This window comes from Proteus penneri (assembly GCF_022369495.1).
Taxonomy (GTDB): Bacteria; Pseudomonadota; Gammaproteobacteria; order Enterobacterales; family Enterobacteriaceae; genus Proteus; species Proteus penneri.
In genome coordinates, this window is sequence record NZ_CP059690.1 from 957,947 (window position 1) to 973,306 (window position 15,360).

Consider the following 15,360-nt stretch of genomic DNA (forward strand, 5'->3'; position numbering starts at 1 on the left):
TTTAGTGACAGATGATATCTGTCTCCATAAATCCAATCTCAACAGTATTTTCAAAGTGCTCTCCGAAATCGTGACAACAGGTAAACGCTATCGCATCAAAATCACCGAGTGGCGTGATTTAAGAACCATACCCATGAATAAAACATGGCGTATGTGGATGGAAACCACAGGCGAGTGGTTACGTGCACGTGGCGTTGTTATCGATATTAAAAATGGTGTCGGTGAAATCGTTTTATCAAAGCCCATCACTAATGAGGAAACTCATGAATATTTCGTTGGACATTGGCTAGGACGCAATGAAAACGGTGAGCGTGAAAAAACCAGCAAGATGGATAAAGCAAGGATGCTTTACATGATGGAGAAACATGAACAATGGTGCATTGAGAAGGGAATTCCGATCATCATTCCTCGTAACTCTGAATATATGAGTTTGAAAAGAAAGCAAGAAGAATAGGAAATAGTGATGATTATTTCAGTTAATAACATGATCGTTTTTATTTTAGAGTGATAAAAAATAGTAATCAGGAGGCTCATGATGAATTTACGCAATGAGGCAAAAGGGCGTGAATGTCAGATTAGAATACCTTCAGTTTGTAATGGTAACTCTGAAACGGTTGTTTTAGCCCATTACAGAATGTCAGGTCTTTGTGGCGTCGGAATAAAATCGCATGACTTATTTGGCGCTTGGGCTTGTAGTGCATGTCACGATGAAGTTGATAGACGAACACGATTTACGGATATGGAGTATGCAAAACAATGTCACCTAGAAGGTGTTTTGAGAACGCAAGCCATATTGATCCAAGAAGGGAAGTTGAACGTGTGAAGGTCTTTAATATCGAACCAGTACCTAAACCAAGGATGACTCAGGCTGATAAATGGAAAAAACGTCCCCCAGTTTTAAAGTATTTTGCGTTTAAGGACGAAGTAAAGTTAAACAAAATCACCCTACCTGAATCACATTACCACATTACATTCATTCTACCCATGCCGAAGAGTTGGAGTAAAACTAAACGCTCCGAAATGAACGGTAAACCCCATCAACAAAAACCGAATAAAGATAATCTCGAAAAAGCATTACTTGATGCTATTTTTGACGATGATTCACGTGTATGGGATGGGCGGGTAACAAAAGTGTGGGGAAAAAGGGGGCAGATAATTATCCAAGAGGTGCGATAGTGAATATTGAGTGGATACGCGAGCGAGTAAGTACAGCGTTGATGAATGTTTGTATTATAGAAAATGGGCCGTTAAGTGCCATGGAGGAACAAGCAATACTTGTAACCGATAGGTTTAAAAGAAACCCAATACGCTATGCGGGTGAAAGAAAGTCTCGATACAGACTCCCCTCACATCCACTCAAAATTAAGCAAAAACATGCCAAAGGAAAATCAAAACCATTAATTAATGAAGTTACTTATCGCACTTCATCATGGCGCAGAGGTATTCATCAATTGCCTAACGAAATGCGCTTATGATTACTCTATTGCTATGGTGATTATCAATATTATCGTGAGCAAATACTCATTGTTCCCTATATTTGGCATGAGTTTCAGCGATTAAATAGTAAAAAAAGGATAACGAAAAAAGTTAAGCAACGACTTCAATCTCTTACCTTACTAGCCATTCAGGCGGTAAAAGCAGAAATTAATCAAACAGCAAAAAAATATACGGATGTTAAGCTCGCTGAATTGTTGGGCGTCAGTGCTGATGCTTGGCGAAAGAGCTATAAACTGTATTGGATTTGTTTATTAGATTGTTGCTATCAATTAGATAGAGATTCGCTATTCAAAATTAGCGCTTTAAGCTGATTAAAAAAGTTGCAAAACTCCGTTTTTTTCTATAAATTAAATGCAATATTTATATAATAGTATAAATGTAAGTATTTCAAACCTCGCTTCGGCGGGGTTTTTTGTTATCTACAATCCCATGTAGGTCAAAGATAAAAAATTTAGGATTTAGGGCTTGAAAAATGCTTGCTCGTTCATATTTATATTTTGGGCAAATAAGATACCGCCCATAATTCACTAAATACTGAAGGAGGAGTTATATGCCTAACATTAAACCTTTTTCATTATTCCCAACATTATCTGACAACCTACTTTCAAATCGTTTTGATCAGATAGATCGCCTGTTTAGTCAGTTAACAGGCAGTAAGCCCATTGCATCACCAATTCAGACCTATAACCTGAAACAGATTGATGATAACCACTATGAACTGACAGTGAGTGTGCCTGGATATCAAGAAAATGACTTATCGGTTTCATTGAAAGGAAGTCGTTTATTGATTGAGGGGAAAAAAGAAGAAAAATCAGAAGAAGACAATGATAAATGGATCCACCGAGGCATATCTCAAGGGCAATTTACGTTGCAATTTGACCTCGGTAAAAATGTTAAAATAGAAAAAGCCGATTTATCAAGTGGACTTCTGACCATTGCTATTGAGTATGAATTACCTGAAGAAGAAAAACGACAAACAATAGCGATAGAAAATAAAGATAAAAGTTAATTGAGTTAGATAACGTGAATAAGATTAAGGCTACGCATGATGTGTAGCCTTAATTGTTTTCAATACACAATAAAAAAATGCCGATACGCTAGGAGTCATATCGGCATATAAAATAAACGCAAGAAGCAATGTAAGTCATGTCGTACTAATTCGTATCAAACCTGTCAATTTGATACAAATGTAATGATAATTATTCTCACTAAGATATTCAACCCTAAATTAAATAAGGTTACTTTGTAGCCTTTCCGTCTATGCCGACCACAGAATCAATACCCACTTATACCGTTCACACAAGAGCTGTGAGTCGGCACCTTTTAATAGGGTTTCATTCTTGATAGCACACACAAGTGCTTTTATTGCAAAAATAAAGTTTGCTATCTGAATTTTTCTATGGCTTAATGACATCACTGGTTTGGAAGTACAGGCCTATTTATGTTAGTCAGTTTAAAGTTGTTCACCGTTTAGCGTTATCCTCGATACCACTTCATTGCGAATTCCTTCTAATTAATTCCCATAAGTAAAAATAAAAAACAAACCCTCATATGCCTTATGGCAAATTAAATAAATTAAAGGAAATTCTATGTCTAATACAATGACTGGTTCAGTAAAATGGTTTAACGATGATAAAGGTTTTGGTTTCATCACTCCTAAAGATGGAAGTAAAGATGTATTTGTACATTACTCTGCAATTCAGAGTGATGACTTCAAATCTCTGATGGAAGGCCAAGAAGTTTCATTTACCATTGAAAATGGTATGAAAGGTCCAGCAGCAGGCAACGTGGTGGCTCTCTAAAGGCGCTATTACTATTCGCCTCTATTTTAAATGCCCTTGTTGTAGCGGTTCACAATATAGAACATCACAATTTGATGTTACAGTGAACAATCCACACGGCGCAAAATGTATTTTTTGTAAGACTGTGATGGCTGCTCAAATGAGTTAAGCGTTAAATAGTTGAATATATAGAACCTCGCTTTGGCGGGGTTTTTTTGTTGCTTAAATTTAAATATGATCCCTTTATATTTTAAAACGTACATATTCATTAGTGTGTGGTAAACTTAGGAAAGTAAACATACCTCATTGCTATCAACAGCAAACCTTGCATTTGCAAGTTTTTATCGAAAATAGATGCGGTATCTAAAGGAATGATTTCCTAAGGAGATGCCTATGAATTGGTCTGCGCTATTACACCGAATCCCCGCTTTTTTACGGAATGTAATTATCATTGCTTTATTGCTCTTAGTTGCATTTGTGATAGTTCGTTGGTTCAGGTAAATTCATTCCGCCATTAGCTTAACTGGGAGAGTATTTAGTTTTATTTAAACTAAAAGTCGAGGTTCGATACCTTGATGGCGGTCCAATTAAATATAAAGCTTCTCATCTATTTTTTATTTTAATCTATAGAAAACTTGATATTAGGAGCATAAACTCTTAGGAGTTATTATGACAGGACTAAATCAAACAAAAGTAATTAGTCGAGTTTTACAATGGATTAGTAGTGTTGGCCTGATATTGCTTGCAATTATTTTAATAATTTTTTTAGTTAAAGAAACTATTATCCTTGCTAATTTATTATTTACAGTTAGTGATCCAGTTTCAATTTATTTATTAGTTGATGGACTTATCATTTACTTTCTTTATTTTGAATTTATTGCATTAATTATTAAATATTTTCAGTCGAATTATCACTTTCCATTGCAATATTTTATTTATATTGCAATAACTGCGGTAATTAGGTTAATTGTTGTTGAACATAAAAATCCTCAGTTACTTATTGTTTACTCAGGAACGATACTGCTACTTGTTATTGCATTATATATTTCTAGTGCTGAAAGATTGAAACCTAATTAAAATTATAAAAGTAGTAAAAAAAGCATAATCTTACTAATATGAATACAGTTATGATCTACTATAATCAGATTATATGAATGTTTCATATGAGGTAGTAAGAATGTTTAACTCTGTTACAGATATTCACAAAAATAATTTTGTTGGTAAAAAAATTATTGTAGGGATTAGCACTTGTTTATTAGGGAATAATGTTAGGTTTGATGGTGGTCATAAGCGCTTTCATCTTGCCGTAGATGAACTATCTGATTATTTTGAATATCAATCGGCTTGTCCTGAGATGGCTATTGGTTTACCTACACCAAGGCCCGCACTAAGATTAGTTAAATCAAATTCAGGAGAAATTGCATTAAAATTTAGTAACGGGAGTGAAGGTGATTTAACTGAAAAGATGAATCGGTATTCTGTTGAGTATTTAGAGAAATTTAATCAGTTTAGTGGGTATATTGTTTGTGCAAAATCACCAAGTTGTGGATTAGAGCGTGTTCGTGTATATGATCCTATTGGTAATGGTAATAGGAAGGCTGGGACGGGTATTTTTACAGAAAATCTGAAAAAAATGATGCCTTGGTTACCAATAGAGGAAGATGGACGATTGAATGATCCTCATATAAGAGAAAATTTTGTTATACGTGTATTTGCACTGGATGAGTTGAATGAATTGAGAATGAACGCATTTACTCGTCAGTCTTTAATCGATTTCCATACAAGATATAAACTGCTCTTATTGGCTCATTCACAACCTCTTTATAGAGAGTTAGGTCGCTTTGTTGCTAATAATAAAGAATGGCATTCATTGGAAGCTTTTTTTGATGAATATCGAAATAGATTTATGACATTATTACAGCACCAAGCAACACGACGTAATCATACCAATGTTCTTATGCATGTGCAGGGGTATTTTAAGCGCTATTTAACATCAAATCAGCGACAAGCATTAAGTCAATTGATTTTAGAATACCGTCAAGGAATACAGCCTTTATTAGCACCTTTAACATTAATTAATCATTATCTATCAGAGCATCCTGATAATTATTTGAGTAAACAGAGATATTTTCATCCTTATCCTCAATCCTTAAGATTACGTTATGGATTATAATAAACTTATTGATAGGAGGAAAATATGATACGTTCTTTTGTCACTTTTTTAAGTTCATTTATTCTTACTGGATGCAATGTTATTCCTCCGAGTGACATTAAGCCTGTTAATAATTTTGATCTATCACGTTATCTTGGGCAGTGGTATGAGGTCGCTAGAATAGATAATCGTTTTGAAAAAGGCTTAACGAAAGTTACCGCAAATTATTCATTACGAGATGATGGTGGTGTTAAGGTTATTAATCGAGGTTGGAGTCAAAATAAACATCGCTGGAAAGAAAGTATCGGTAAGGCTTATTTTGTTGATTTATCTAATAAAGGTGCATTAAAAGTATCATTTTTTGGTCCATTCTATGGTGGATATAATATCATCAAATTGGATAAGAATTATCAATATTCTTTGGTTGTAGGACCAGATAAAGATTATTTATGGATATTATCACGTACACCGACCATGCCATCAAATTTGTTGAATGAATATATTCATTTTGCAACATCATATGGATTTGATAGTAACAGGATCATAATATTTTAACAAAAGGTATATAGCTGAATTTAAATACTATCTAATTTGATGGTATTTAATTATAATTTGAAAATGCCTATTCATATTATCCATTATAATAACACTGGTAATGATTATTTACACCTAAGAGCATGGGGATTTATGAGTTAGTGTTATCCAGGCTAGTCGTTTTGTTTTTATTGGTGAATAAAATGTGCACTTTTCTGATTTTTTATTTATATCGTTCTCGATTTGAGTTGTTTGTTTAACTGACTGATTTTTATCATTATTAGTTATTAAAATGAAAGTAATTATAAAAAATAAAGAAATAAGAAATAAAATAATATATCGCACTTGATTACTCCGTTTCATAAATATTATTTATTATTTTATGAATAAATTTATAAATATGTACAGTAATAAATAAGAATTACTATATTTTTATAAATCATCTCGAAAATCTCTTAATAATTTCTCTTTATATTAATCATTAATGGGCACTCCGTAGGGGTGTATATGTGTATGGATAAATTAACCAATGTAACCTATGGAACAGCAGGCCTAACGGCCTTTTTTGCCAGTCTCTCTTTATATGAATGGGGATTTGTTATCGGGATGGCGTTCAGCATGGTTCTAGGTTTAGCCACTTATTTTATGACTCGAAGAGAACAGCGAAAACGTACTCAATTATTTGAAGAGCTTGTTCGTCATGTTGACCCACAAAACCCGACCGAAACGTTAAAAAGACTTGCTGAATTAATGGTGAAAGCACCAAAGGATATTTAATGTCTCTCAAACAGAAAATAGCGGCGCTAACAACAGCAGGAGCCACAGCAATCGCATTAGTAGTGATAGCCCATTTTGAAGGTGTGCGTTATGAACCTTATCGTGATGTGGCAGGCGTTTTGACGGTTTGTTATGGGCATACAGGCAAAGACATTATTCAAGGTAAGACATATACACAACAAGAATGTGATGCGTTATTACAAAACGATTTTATTAAGACACAACAGAAAGTCGATGCATTAATCAAAGTACCACTCGATGACTACACCAAAGCCGCTTTATATTCCTTTGCTTTTAATGTAGGAATGACAGCATTTGCTCGCTCAACATTACTCAAGAAATTAAATGCGGATGATAGAGCGGGTGCCTGTGAAGAAATAAAACGTTGGGTATATGCGGGTGGAAAGGTTTGGCGAGGGCTTGTCAGTCGTCGAGAAGCGGAGTCAGCACTATGTCATGGAAACCTTTAATCATCATTATCAGCTTTATCCTTGCATTACTCATTACAGTCGCTGGTGGCATTTATCTCTTGATTGATAACTCATGTACTAAAGACCAAGTTAGTTTAGAAAAGCGCTGTCAGATAGCTCTCTCACATCATCGGTACTAATCATGAAATACGGGAAACTCTATGCCGTCATTGCGATGGTAGGCATCATTGTGGGTAGTTATTGGGTGATTAACTGGCAAGCTAACAGAATTAATCTATTAGTAGAAACAAACAAAGAACTAACGATTGCTCTCGAAGAACAGAAGTCTATTAATACTGACTATCAAGCACGCATAATGCGATTAAATCAGTTGGATATTCAATATACGCAGGAGCTAGCGAATGCTAAGAATGAAATTAGTCGCTTGCGTGATATTAGCGAGCGTCATCCTGAGCGGGTGTACATCAAAGCCGAGTGTCCCAAAGTCAAAACCACTCCCTCCACCCGCTTGGCTTATGCAACCACCGCCCGACCTACTGACACCGCTATCAGAAATTATTGGTTACTCAGAGAGCGAATTGCAGAGTCAGAACAGATGATTAAAGGGTTGCAGGATTACATTAGAGTGGAGTGTGTGAACTAAAAAAAGCCCAGCATGGGTGCATGGGCAAACTAACTAAACACCAATCAGTAAGAGTATAGCGAGGTTGATTTTAGTTAGTATAGCTTAAGTAAGTATATATACCAGATTGATAATTCTGATTAACCTATTTCTTACCTAAATAAAAAACGCAAGATAAAAATAACCCTGTGAGTTTGGGCTCCCACAGGGCTTTCACTAGTATGTGTGAAAACAATAGATTACCAATATCGACTAAACCAATCTGTTAATAATCAACGCTATTTTTTAGAAAATAATCCTCTTGTTATGATGTTTTAATGCGTTGCGTTGTCGCTGTTCTCATACATTAACGATGACATGTTCTCCTCACATTGAGTGTGTAAGAGAAGTCAAAAACAACGAATACCACTGTTTTGTTATTTTTCGGTCATTATCAGCAACGTCAGCTGTAGGTAGAAGAAGGGGCGTGACGATGGAGAGACATCAATATATTTAATTTTACAAACATCATTCATGAATTGGCGCATATGGATAGCCATCAGTTAATCGCTGGTGGCTTTTTTATACGCATTTCATCGCTCATTCACAGAGCAATTCACAAACGTCGGATCCAATCACTTTGAGATGAGCCTTTGAGGAAGTCAGTTATAGCTGGCGAGCTTCGATGGGCTGATTTTCTATGTGAACGAGGGTTCATTTCAAATGAAGGTAATACGCTATGAATAAATCCTTAGTTTTTAAAGGTCATAAAATCACCCCATTTGATAAGGGGGATGGAAAAATCTGGTTTACCAACAAGCAACTTTCAGAATTACTTGGATACAAAGATGAGTCATCAGTAACTCGTATCTTTAATCGAAATAAAGATGAGTTTACCGATGGCATGTCTCAGACGGTCAATTTGACCGTTAGTAATAAAAACAATGAGATGCAAAATAAAAGAGTGCGGATATTTTCGGTTAGAGGTGCTCATTTAGTCGGTATTCTCTCTAAAACTGAGATTGCTAAAGCACTTCGACGCTGGCTACTAGACTTAGCAGAGAAGGAGTCAAAACCTCAAGCAGAACTAGCAAATCTTGATATGGATGAGCTCAAAAGCCTTACCATTAACGAAATGCAAAATAGATTAGTAGCAGTGGATAATTGGTCTTTCGAAAATTTTGGCAAGAAAGGCAGTGACCTGATGAATTTGCGCAAGCGTCATTTGAAGAAAATACGCAAAGCAAAGAAAGCCATTATTGATTTATCACAACTTACTTTACCTGATATGGGTGATTTTCCAGATGGAGGAGAACCTGCATGAACCACGAACAATTCATAGAAAAGAACATACAGGCCGAGTTAAAGAAGCTAGGCTTTTCTTTATCTGTCATCCAGAGAGCAAGCTACATGGCAGTAGAGCATTATCGCCGAATCGCTCAAGCGAGTAAGAAAGGGCGAATGTTTGACGATTGCTTGCATATCGCCAAAGTATGGGCGAGTAAGTTCGCTAAGGATAAGATATGACCAAAAAAGAAAAAGACTGTCTATCCACTCTTCATTGTCAGTTACAGCAATTACTTGAATACCTGCATTGTGGCAGAGTTGATGATGGTAGGATAGTTGCTGAAATCGTTGAACGCGAGTTAGGTAAGTTAGTCAACAAGCAGAAAACCAAATAGGCTCTAGTGGTCTTTTTATTTCACTTGAGAATCTTCTCTTTCTGCAAATGCCTGTAACTCCCTAACATACCTATGCCATTGTCTTCCTTTTGATTCTTGCGCATATTCATGGATAGGAATGGTTCGGTCATGAATTATAGATTGGTCTATGCGAGACATTTCAAATATGACCACTGTGTCAGCGTTAACTAAATAGGTGTAAATATTTTCACCTTGTTCAATCATTTCGTAAATACAAAATACCGACTTTAGTTCGGTAGGATGAATTACTTTCCTCAAATAAGGCACAAATACATCTCTCTGCATCTTGAGAAATTTCGTCATATAATTTTGGTTATCATGTTTATCTCTCACTATTGAGCTCCTCTATCTGTTTTCATTTTAGATAACTATATACCAGCATTCCGCTTAGCGCGGGTTTTTTATTGGGTGGGATATGTCAGAAAAATATCATGTAATAGCAACTAAGAAAGATGGGACTACCTACGAAGGCATGATGACCACTAAAGAGCCTTGAATGACTAACGGCTAATCGGTATCGCATCACTTGATGGTTCATGGGTATACATATCACCTGATGAGATTAGTGATATTAAATAGGTGCAAGTGGCTGAAGTAGCAGAATAACCAATCACAAAGCCAGTTCGAGTGAGCTGGCTTTTTAATGGGGATGCATGCAACATAGAGTGGGCAGATAGCTATCTGTTGCTTGGGTGAATTCGTTCTAAAAGTATATCGATTAACTCTTGCTTGCGGATTCCTTCATTAAATACAAACTTATGACGTATAGGTAAAAATATATCTAACATTCTTCTATATGTTTCTACTGAGGGGGAGTGGGAATTTTTGGTTAGTTCTGTACCTGAAAAGCGACCCATAGTTTTTAACAATCTACCTATTTGCATGTATTCAGACTCATTATTCCCATCAAACCCAGGGAAAGTTAGAGAGTATTCAGGAGAGAAATGAGGCACTGCCTCGCTGACATCTTTCTTATCCTCATCACTAAGTCTTTCATATGTATATGAGAGCATGTCATACATATCAACAGTATCAACGAACAATTTAACTTTAGATGGGGTTTCATCTTCAGTTTCTAGAGACGGGTATTCCCACGACAACGCCCAGTAGTTATCAGTGGAAATAGCCTCTTCAACAAGGTCGGGGTTAAAACTATTTTCTATTCTCATGGCCCTGTAAATTTCACAAAGCATCATTAATTGAAGCTTTTCAGCTTGAGAATATTTCATTTATTGCTCCTATTCATGAACGAAAATCCACTATAGCATTAATTTAATTTATGAAAGGTGATGTATGGCTAAAAGACCAGACTGGGAGGCCATCGAGTCGGTTTACCGAGCTGGCGTGATGTCACTCCGAGAAATAGCTTCACAGCATGGCATATCTGAAGGGGCTATACGCAAGAGAGCTAAGAAAGATGATTGGTCGAGAGATCTTAACGCAAAGATAAAATCTCGTGCTGATGATTTGGTACGCAAAGAAGAAGTACGCAAGCAGGTACGCACAGAAACAACATTATCTGAGCGCGTACTTATTGAGGCTACGGCTGAGGTTATTGCTAATGTTCGTATGGAACACAGGGGTGATATACGCCGGGCGCGTGAACTGGCTAACATCTTGTTTGACGAACTGAGTGCAGAGTGCGCAGATGTGCCTGCCCTGAATAAGTTGGGCGACCTGATGTTTAGTCCTGATGATAATGGTCGCGACAAACTCAATGAAATTTATCACTCAATCATCTCCCTACCCGAGCGCGTTAAATCAGCAAAAGCACTTAGTGAAACACTTAAAAACTTAATTGGACTTGAGCGTCAGGCGTACGGGCTTGATGACGTTCAGCCGAATAAGGCAGCTAGCCAATTATCAGACTTAATGGACGACTTATCTAAGGAATAATCATGAAGCCAGAACATCTTGCATTATTAAGAGATAAGCTCTGGCGATTGAACCATCTCTACTGGATAACCAATAAAGAAGGTAAACCAGTTCGATTTAAAATGACGCCTGAGCAACTTGAATACTTCGAAGGAATGCACACGCGAAACATTATCCTTAAAGCACGTCAGCTTGGCTTCACTACTGAGGTCTGCATCATCCAATTAGACGCAGCGCTATTTGAGGCGGCGAAATGTGCGTTGATAGCTCACACGCTTAACGATGCTAAGCGACTATTCAGAGAAAAGATAAAGTATGCCTACGAAAAGCTACCTGATGAAATTAAAGCTGCAAATCCAGCGAGTAATGATGCGTCTGGTGAATTGGTGTTTAGCAAAGGCGGATCACTTTATATCAGCACATCATTTCGTGGCGGCACACTCCGATATTTGCACGTTTCTGAGTTCGGCAAGATATGCGCTAAGTATCCAGAGAAAGCTCGTGAGATTGTCACTGGTGCATTTGAGGCGGTATCAAGCGATTGTTTCACGACAATTGAAAGTACAGCAGAAGGTCGAGCAGGTTATTTCTTCGATTATTGTCAGTCTGCTGAGAAAGCGCAAATTCAGAGCAAGGCTCTCTCTAACCTAGACTGGAAATTCTTTTTCTTCTCATGGTGGAAGAATCCTGAATACTCCATTGATCCTGTGGAACAATTACCGCAACGATTAGTTGACTACTTCGATGAAATATCAAGTAAACATGGCGTTCAATTAAACGAGCGTCAGAAAGCATGGTATTACGCCAAAGAGAAAACACTCGGCGACGATATGAAGCGGGAATATCCGTCAATACCGTCTGAAGCATTTCAGCAATCTGTTGAAGGCGCTTACTATGCCAAGCAATTCCGCTTCCTGTACGAAAATAAACGCATTGGCACACTTCCTGATAACTCGCATCTACCGGTTCATACGTACTGGGATATCGGTGTGGGTGACTCAACATCAATCTGGTTTATCCGTGAAGTGGGCGAAGAGTTCCACATCATAGACCATTACTCAAATAGTGGTGAAGGCCTGCGACACTACATGAAAGTGCTGAAAGACAAAGGCTACAGATATGCAAGTCACAATGGCCCTCATGATATCGATAACCGTGAGTTTGGTTCTGATGCGAAATCTCGGCGTGAATTAGCGCGTGAAGGGTACGAAATCGACGGACAAATTTACTCAATTCGATTTGACGTAGTGCCGAAACTTTCCATTGATGAAGGCATTGAGGCTGTGCGTGAAATTCTCCCCCACTGTGTTTTTGATGAACATAAATGCAGTGTAGGCATCGCTCATCTTGAGGGGTATCGCAAAGAGTGGGATGACAAACGTGGATGTTGGAAAGATAAACCGCTTCATGATTACACATCTCATGATGCTGATGGATTTAGATATTTTGCAGTGAGTCGAAGAAATACTAAACGGTTGACTAAGAAAATAGAATTTAACTGGAACTAACATGAATACAAACGTTGATTATAAGCATCCAGCTTACAATGAGTTTTTGCCTGAATGGGACATGATTGGCGATTGTGTTGATGGCGAACGAGTTGTTAAAAGCAAGAAAGAGAAATACCTCCCTCATCCGGCAGATAACAAAGATGAATATGATAAGGGTAATGAGCGTTATAAGCGCTATTTAGCTAGAGCATCCTTTCTGAATGCCACGGGTAGGACACTTAGTGGTTTACTTGGTATTGCTTTCAGTAAGCCAGTAAAGATTAGTGTTAGCGGTAGTGTCGAGTATTTAGAAACTGACATAGACGGTCAAGGCCAGCCACTAACCCAAATGATAAGGGATGCGTTATCGCAAAACTTACAGCGTGGTCGAGCTGGTCTATTAAGTGATTTTAGCGGAGCAGGGATTCAGTCAGAAGCTAATAAGGGACGCCCTTATGTTCGATTGTTCACAGCAAAAGAAATCATCAACTGGCGTGTAACGAATGGGAAAACATCCCTCGTTGTCCTCAAATATCAAGAGCCAGTAGATACAGATGATTTTGAACTGCAAATGCAGAATAACTGGATTGAATTAAGGCTTATTAATGATGTCGCTCATTCTCGTCGTTGGTATGAAGATGGAGACATAAAGGTTACAGATTGGGTTGTATTGAGTGATGCGATTGGCAGTCCATTAAATGAGTTGCCATGGTCATGGATTGGCTCAATGAATAATGATCACACTCCTGATTCTCCACCTCTTGCTGATATAGCATACGTGAATATCAAACATTATCAGGCTGAGGCTGATATAGCAGAATCGGCACATACTGTCGGTCAACCAATGGTTGCATTAACAGGTCTTACAGATGACTGGGTTGAGAAACATATGTCTGATGGATTTACTGTTGGCTCCCGTAAAGGGGTATTGCTACCACAAGGTGGTGACATGAAGTTTGCACAGCCCGAAGATAGAAATATTCAAATCACTCTAGCTGAACGTAGAGAGAAGCAAATGGCAATGCTAGGCGCTAAGTTAGTTGAACGAGGAACGTCAGCAAGAACTGCTACACAGGCACAGGATGAGGCACAAACAGATAATTCAGTGCTGTCATTGTGTGCGGGTAATGTTGAGCAAGCATTTAACCGAGCACTTGATTTTTGTATCCAGTTTGCGGGTGGTGGCGAAGCGTCAATACAACTGAATAAAGTTTATGATATAGCTAAGCTAGATTCACCAACGATTACAGCGTTATTGGCTGCGTTGCAATCAGGAACTATGCGATTGATTGATTTTGTTAAGTACTTGCAAAGTATCAATATCATTTCTCAAGACGAGAGGGCTGAGGATGTTGTTGATGAATTGGAATTAACGAGAGGGGCAAATATGTTGGGAGTGTGACTATGCAACCGAGCATCATCCTTGACAACGCATTAATGATACAGGTCATGCTGGAAAGGTTGAAGTCATCAACAGCAGATACTCGTGATTTAGTGTTGGATATTCGTGCCACTGTGGCATCTGCGCTGTCTACCTTCTCAGGTGATATTTCCTCTATAAGTAAAGCAAAATCAATCGCGCTTGCATTAAAAAAATCACTAAAGCCAGTTCTCTCTAGTCATTCTGAAAAATTGCTTGATGAAGCCATCAGTGTTGCCATTGTTATGGCGGATGCCGAATATCGAGGTTTTAACTCACTTCTCGAAGGTATTAAATCTGCCAACTATGAGAAAGTGCGTAAAGATGTACAAAACATCCCCATGAACCTGACGGGGTGGAGTGGTTCTTTATTCCTAGAAAAGTTTATTGAATCTTGGGCTGATACATCCATTCAACAAGTAGAAAATCAGGCACTGATATCACTATCATCTGGTGGTGATGTGTCTGATCTGCAATCAACGATTAACGGGACGTCAGTTGAACCTCTAATCATCGCATCGTCGGTAGTCGGTAGGATTGCTAGGGGCTTTCAGATGATATCCAGAACCTCTTTACAGCATGCGCACAGTATAGGGGCAATGGATTTCTACAAAGAGAATCCTGATCTGATTAAGTATGAAGAGTTCAGCGCAATACTGGACAATAAAACATCATCAGTATGTAGATCATTATCCGGTAATCGCTATCCACTAGGAGAAGGCCCCAAACCTCCTCTTCATCCTAATTGCCGTAGTCGATTACTTCCAGTTTTAGATGAGAAATACATAAACTTAATTACAACAGATTATGTTGGTAATTCTGAATGGGGTGAAGAGTCTTATTACGAGTGGCTTTATCGCCAGCCAGCGAACAGGCAGGACATTGTATTAGGTAAGACTAGGGCACAGTTGTTTCGTGATGGTGGATTACCGCCTGATAAATTCGCAAAGTTACAGCTCGATAAATACTTTAAGCCAATAACGCTTAAGGAACTTCAACGGATCATACCTGAAGCTTTTAATAAAGCAGGTATCGACCTCAAATGACCCACTTCGGTGGGTTTTTTATTATTCGCAGTTAGAGACTGCACCATCTAAAC

At 37.8% G+C, this 15,360-nt stretch carries 23 protein-coding genes, 1 tRNA gene and 1 pseudogene; 22 read left to right on the top strand and 3 right to left on the bottom strand.

Going from position 1 to position 15,360, the window contains the following annotated elements:
• The first annotated feature begins 4 nt into the window (after nucleotides 1-4).
• The 18 genes and pseudogenes from H1225_RS04225 (at nucleotide 5) to H1225_RS04305 (ending at nucleotide 9,455) form a co-directional block, all read left to right on the top strand.
• The gene (locus tag H1225_RS04225) at nucleotides 5-454 is read left to right on the top strand and encodes a YbcN family protein (RefSeq protein WP_049195179.1); all 450 of its coding nucleotides are present in this window, start codon (nucleotides 5-7) and stop codon (nucleotides 452-454) included.
• 78 nt (nucleotides 455-532) lie between these two features.
• Nucleotides 533-823: a DUF1364 domain-containing protein gene (locus tag H1225_RS04230; protein WP_004245984.1), complete on the top strand. Its 291-nt coding sequence runs from the start codon at nucleotides 533-535 to the stop codon at nucleotides 821-823.
• On the top strand, nucleotides 820-1,176 hold the full coding sequence (locus H1225_RS04235; protein ID WP_239739478.1) for a RusA family crossover junction endodeoxyribonuclease: 357 nt from the start codon (nucleotides 820-822) through the stop codon (nucleotides 1,174-1,176). The genes H1225_RS04230 and H1225_RS04235 overlap by 4 nt, the downstream gene beginning before the upstream one ends.
• Nucleotides 1,176-1,808, top strand: a pseudogene (locus tag H1225_RS04240) (bacteriophage antitermination protein Q). Before H1225_RS04235 ends, H1225_RS04240 begins: the two are co-directional and overlap by 1 nt.
• Before the next feature lie 239 nt (nucleotides 1,809-2,047).
• Nucleotides 2,048-2,506 carry an Hsp20 family protein gene (locus H1225_RS04245; protein ID WP_072062620.1) on the top strand — a complete coding sequence of 153 codons (459 nt, stop codon included), beginning with the start codon at nucleotides 2,048-2,050 and terminating at the stop codon, nucleotides 2,504-2,506.
• 580 nt (nucleotides 2,507-3,086) lie between these two features.
• Entirely contained in the window at nucleotides 3,087-3,299 is a 213-nt protein-coding gene (gene cspE, locus H1225_RS04250; protein ID WP_041701226.1) for a transcription antiterminator/RNA stability regulator CspE, read from the top strand.
• 7 nt (nucleotides 3,300-3,306) lie between these two features.
• On the top strand, nucleotides 3,307-3,447 hold the full coding sequence (gene ymcF / locus H1225_RS18390) for a cold shock small protein YmcF (RefSeq protein ID WP_419775829.1): 141 nt from the start codon (nucleotides 3,307-3,309) through the stop codon (nucleotides 3,445-3,447).
• Nucleotides 3,448-3,786: 339 nt separating this feature from the next.
• A tRNA-OTHER gene (locus H1225_RS04255) sits at nucleotides 3,787-3,864 on the top strand.
• An 83-nt stretch (nucleotides 3,865-3,947) separates the two neighbouring features.
• Nucleotides 3,948-4,355 carry a phosphate-starvation-inducible protein PsiE gene (gene psiE / locus H1225_RS04260; RefSeq protein WP_098943670.1) on the top strand — a complete coding sequence of 136 codons (408 nt, stop codon included), beginning with the start codon at nucleotides 3,948-3,950 and terminating at the stop codon, nucleotides 4,353-4,355.
• 100 nt (nucleotides 4,356-4,455) lie between these two features.
• A complete protein-coding gene (locus H1225_RS04265; RefSeq protein WP_109372766.1) occupies nucleotides 4,456-5,451 on the top strand; it encodes a YbgA family protein in 996 nt (331 codons plus the stop codon).
• Between the two features lie 24 nt (nucleotides 5,452-5,475).
• Nucleotides 5,476-5,985 carry a lipocalin family protein gene (locus tag H1225_RS04270; RefSeq protein WP_109850509.1) on the top strand — a complete coding sequence of 170 codons (510 nt, stop codon included), beginning with the start codon at nucleotides 5,476-5,478 and terminating at the stop codon, nucleotides 5,983-5,985.
• A 486-nt stretch (nucleotides 5,986-6,471) separates the two neighbouring features.
• Complete coding sequence (locus H1225_RS04275) at nucleotides 6,472-6,741, top strand: phage holin family protein (RefSeq protein ID WP_098943665.1); 270 nt, start codon at nucleotides 6,472-6,474, stop codon at nucleotides 6,739-6,741.
• Nucleotides 6,741-7,211 (top strand): lysozyme, encoded by a 471-nt coding sequence (locus H1225_RS04280; protein ID WP_109850508.1) that lies wholly within the window; start codon nucleotides 6,741-6,743, stop codon nucleotides 7,209-7,211. Before H1225_RS04275 ends, H1225_RS04280 begins: the two co-directional genes overlap by 1 nt.
• A complete protein-coding gene (locus H1225_RS04285; protein ID WP_004244729.1) occupies nucleotides 7,193-7,351 on the top strand; it encodes a hypothetical protein in 159 nt (52 codons plus the stop codon). Before H1225_RS04280 ends, H1225_RS04285 begins: the two co-directional genes overlap by 19 nt.
• 2 nt (nucleotides 7,352-7,353) lie before the next feature.
• Complete coding sequence (locus tag H1225_RS04290) at nucleotides 7,354-7,815, top strand: lysis protein (protein WP_239739480.1); 462 nt, start codon at nucleotides 7,354-7,356, stop codon at nucleotides 7,813-7,815.
• Nucleotides 7,816-8,512: 697 nt separating this feature from the next.
• Entirely contained in the window at nucleotides 8,513-9,097 is a 585-nt protein-coding gene (locus H1225_RS04295; protein WP_239739482.1) for a BRO-N domain-containing protein, read from the top strand.
• Nucleotides 9,094-9,300 (top strand): hypothetical protein, encoded by a 207-nt coding sequence (locus tag H1225_RS04300; protein WP_239739484.1) that lies wholly within the window; start codon nucleotides 9,094-9,096, stop codon nucleotides 9,298-9,300. Before H1225_RS04295 ends, H1225_RS04300 begins: the two co-directional genes overlap by 4 nt.
• Nucleotides 9,297-9,455: a hypothetical protein gene (locus tag H1225_RS04305; RefSeq protein WP_167392488.1), complete on the top strand. Its 159-nt coding sequence runs from the start codon at nucleotides 9,297-9,299 to the stop codon at nucleotides 9,453-9,455. Before H1225_RS04300 ends, H1225_RS04305 begins: the two co-directional genes overlap by 4 nt.
• Before the next feature lie 15 nt (nucleotides 9,456-9,470).
• Here H1225_RS04305 and H1225_RS04310 read toward each other — a convergent pair whose 3' ends face one another.
• From H1225_RS04310 to H1225_RS04320, 3 genes are all read right to left on the bottom strand, one after another.
• Nucleotides 9,471-9,809 (bottom strand): hypothetical protein, encoded by a 339-nt coding sequence (locus H1225_RS04310; RefSeq protein ID WP_239739486.1) that lies wholly within the window; start codon nucleotides 9,807-9,809, stop codon nucleotides 9,471-9,473.
• 167 nt (nucleotides 9,810-9,976) lie between these two features.
• Entirely contained in the window at nucleotides 9,977-10,138 is a 162-nt protein-coding gene (locus tag H1225_RS04315) for a hypothetical protein (protein WP_196560609.1), read from the bottom strand.
• A 15-nt stretch (nucleotides 10,139-10,153) separates the two neighbouring features.
• Entirely contained in the window at nucleotides 10,154-10,705 is a 552-nt protein-coding gene (locus H1225_RS04320) for a YfbU family protein (RefSeq protein ID WP_239739488.1), read from the bottom strand.
• A 64-nt stretch (nucleotides 10,706-10,769) separates the two neighbouring features.
• Here H1225_RS04320 and H1225_RS04325 point away from each other — a divergent pair, with 64 nt between their 5' ends.
• The 4 genes from H1225_RS04325 to H1225_RS04340 are packed head-to-tail and all read left to right on the top strand — an operon-like array spanning nucleotide 10,770 to nucleotide 15,307.
• Complete coding sequence (locus H1225_RS04325; protein ID WP_239739490.1) at nucleotides 10,770-11,372, top strand: hypothetical protein; 603 nt, start codon at nucleotides 10,770-10,772, stop codon at nucleotides 11,370-11,372.
• Between the two features lie 2 nt (nucleotides 11,373-11,374).
• The gene (locus H1225_RS04330) at nucleotides 11,375-12,859 is read left to right on the top strand and encodes a terminase large subunit (RefSeq protein ID WP_239739492.1); all 1,485 of its coding nucleotides are present in this window, start codon (nucleotides 11,375-11,377) and stop codon (nucleotides 12,857-12,859) included.
• Between the two features lies 1 nt (nucleotide 12,860).
• Nucleotides 12,861-14,243 carry a DUF4055 domain-containing protein gene (locus H1225_RS04335; protein WP_239739494.1) on the top strand — a complete coding sequence of 461 codons (1,383 nt, stop codon included), beginning with the start codon at nucleotides 12,861-12,863 and terminating at the stop codon, nucleotides 14,241-14,243.
• A 2-nt stretch (nucleotides 14,244-14,245) separates the two neighbouring features.
• Nucleotides 14,246-15,307, top strand: a complete 1,062-nt coding sequence (locus H1225_RS04340; RefSeq protein ID WP_239739496.1) for a phage minor head protein — start codon at nucleotides 14,246-14,248, stop codon at nucleotides 15,305-15,307.
• Nucleotides 15,308-15,360 lie beyond the last annotated feature (53 nt).

What these genes read in the sequence shown, in the direction of transcription:
- H1225_RS04320 (WP_239739488.1), bottom strand. Translation starts at nt 10,705, where the DNA reads ATGAAATATTCTCAAGCTGAAAAGCTTCAATTAATGATGCTTTGTGAA.
- H1225_RS04290 (WP_239739480.1), top strand. Translation starts at nt 7,354, where the DNA reads ATGAAATACGGGAAACTCTATGCCGTCATTGCGATGGTAGGCATCATT.
- H1225_RS04330 (WP_239739492.1), top strand. Translation starts at nt 11,375, where the DNA reads ATGAAGCCAGAACATCTTGCATTATTAAGAGATAAGCTCTGGCGATTG.
- H1225_RS04315 (WP_196560609.1), bottom strand. Translation starts at nt 10,138, where the DNA reads ATGTTGCATGCATCCCCATTAAAAAGCCAGCTCACTCGAACTGGCTTT.
- cspE (WP_041701226.1), top strand. Translation starts at nt 3,087, where the DNA reads ATGTCTAATACAATGACTGGTTCAGTAAAATGGTTTAACGATGATAAA.
- H1225_RS04300 (WP_239739484.1), top strand. Translation starts at nt 9,094, where the DNA reads ATGAACCACGAACAATTCATAGAAAAGAACATACAGGCCGAGTTAAAG.
- H1225_RS04305 (WP_167392488.1), top strand. Translation starts at nt 9,297, where the DNA reads ATGACCAAAAAAGAAAAAGACTGTCTATCCACTCTTCATTGTCAGTTA.
- H1225_RS04265 (WP_109372766.1), top strand. Translation starts at nt 4,456, where the DNA reads ATGTTTAACTCTGTTACAGATATTCACAAAAATAATTTTGTTGGTAAA.
- H1225_RS04325 (WP_239739490.1), top strand. Translation starts at nt 10,770, where the DNA reads ATGGCTAAAAGACCAGACTGGGAGGCCATCGAGTCGGTTTACCGAGCT.
- H1225_RS04230 (WP_004245984.1), top strand. Translation starts at nt 533, where the DNA reads ATGATGAATTTACGCAATGAGGCAAAAGGGCGTGAATGTCAGATTAGA.
- H1225_RS04335 (WP_239739494.1), top strand. Translation starts at nt 12,861, where the DNA reads ATGAATACAAACGTTGATTATAAGCATCCAGCTTACAATGAGTTTTTG.
- H1225_RS04295 (WP_239739482.1), top strand. Translation starts at nt 8,513, where the DNA reads ATGAATAAATCCTTAGTTTTTAAAGGTCATAAAATCACCCCATTTGAT.
- H1225_RS04280 (WP_109850508.1), top strand. Translation starts at nt 6,741, where the DNA reads ATGTCTCTCAAACAGAAAATAGCGGCGCTAACAACAGCAGGAGCCACA.
- psiE (WP_098943670.1), top strand. Translation starts at nt 3,948, where the DNA reads ATGACAGGACTAAATCAAACAAAAGTAATTAGTCGAGTTTTACAATGG.
- H1225_RS04275 (WP_098943665.1), top strand. Translation starts at nt 6,472, where the DNA reads ATGTGTATGGATAAATTAACCAATGTAACCTATGGAACAGCAGGCCTA.
- H1225_RS04340 (WP_239739496.1), top strand. Translation starts at nt 14,246, where the DNA reads ATGCAACCGAGCATCATCCTTGACAACGCATTAATGATACAGGTCATG.
- H1225_RS04285 (WP_004244729.1), top strand. Translation starts at nt 7,193, where the DNA reads ATGTCATGGAAACCTTTAATCATCATTATCAGCTTTATCCTTGCATTA.
- H1225_RS04270 (WP_109850509.1), top strand. Translation starts at nt 5,476, where the DNA reads ATGATACGTTCTTTTGTCACTTTTTTAAGTTCATTTATTCTTACTGGA.
- H1225_RS04245 (WP_072062620.1), top strand. Translation starts at nt 2,048, where the DNA reads ATGCCTAACATTAAACCTTTTTCATTATTCCCAACATTATCTGACAAC.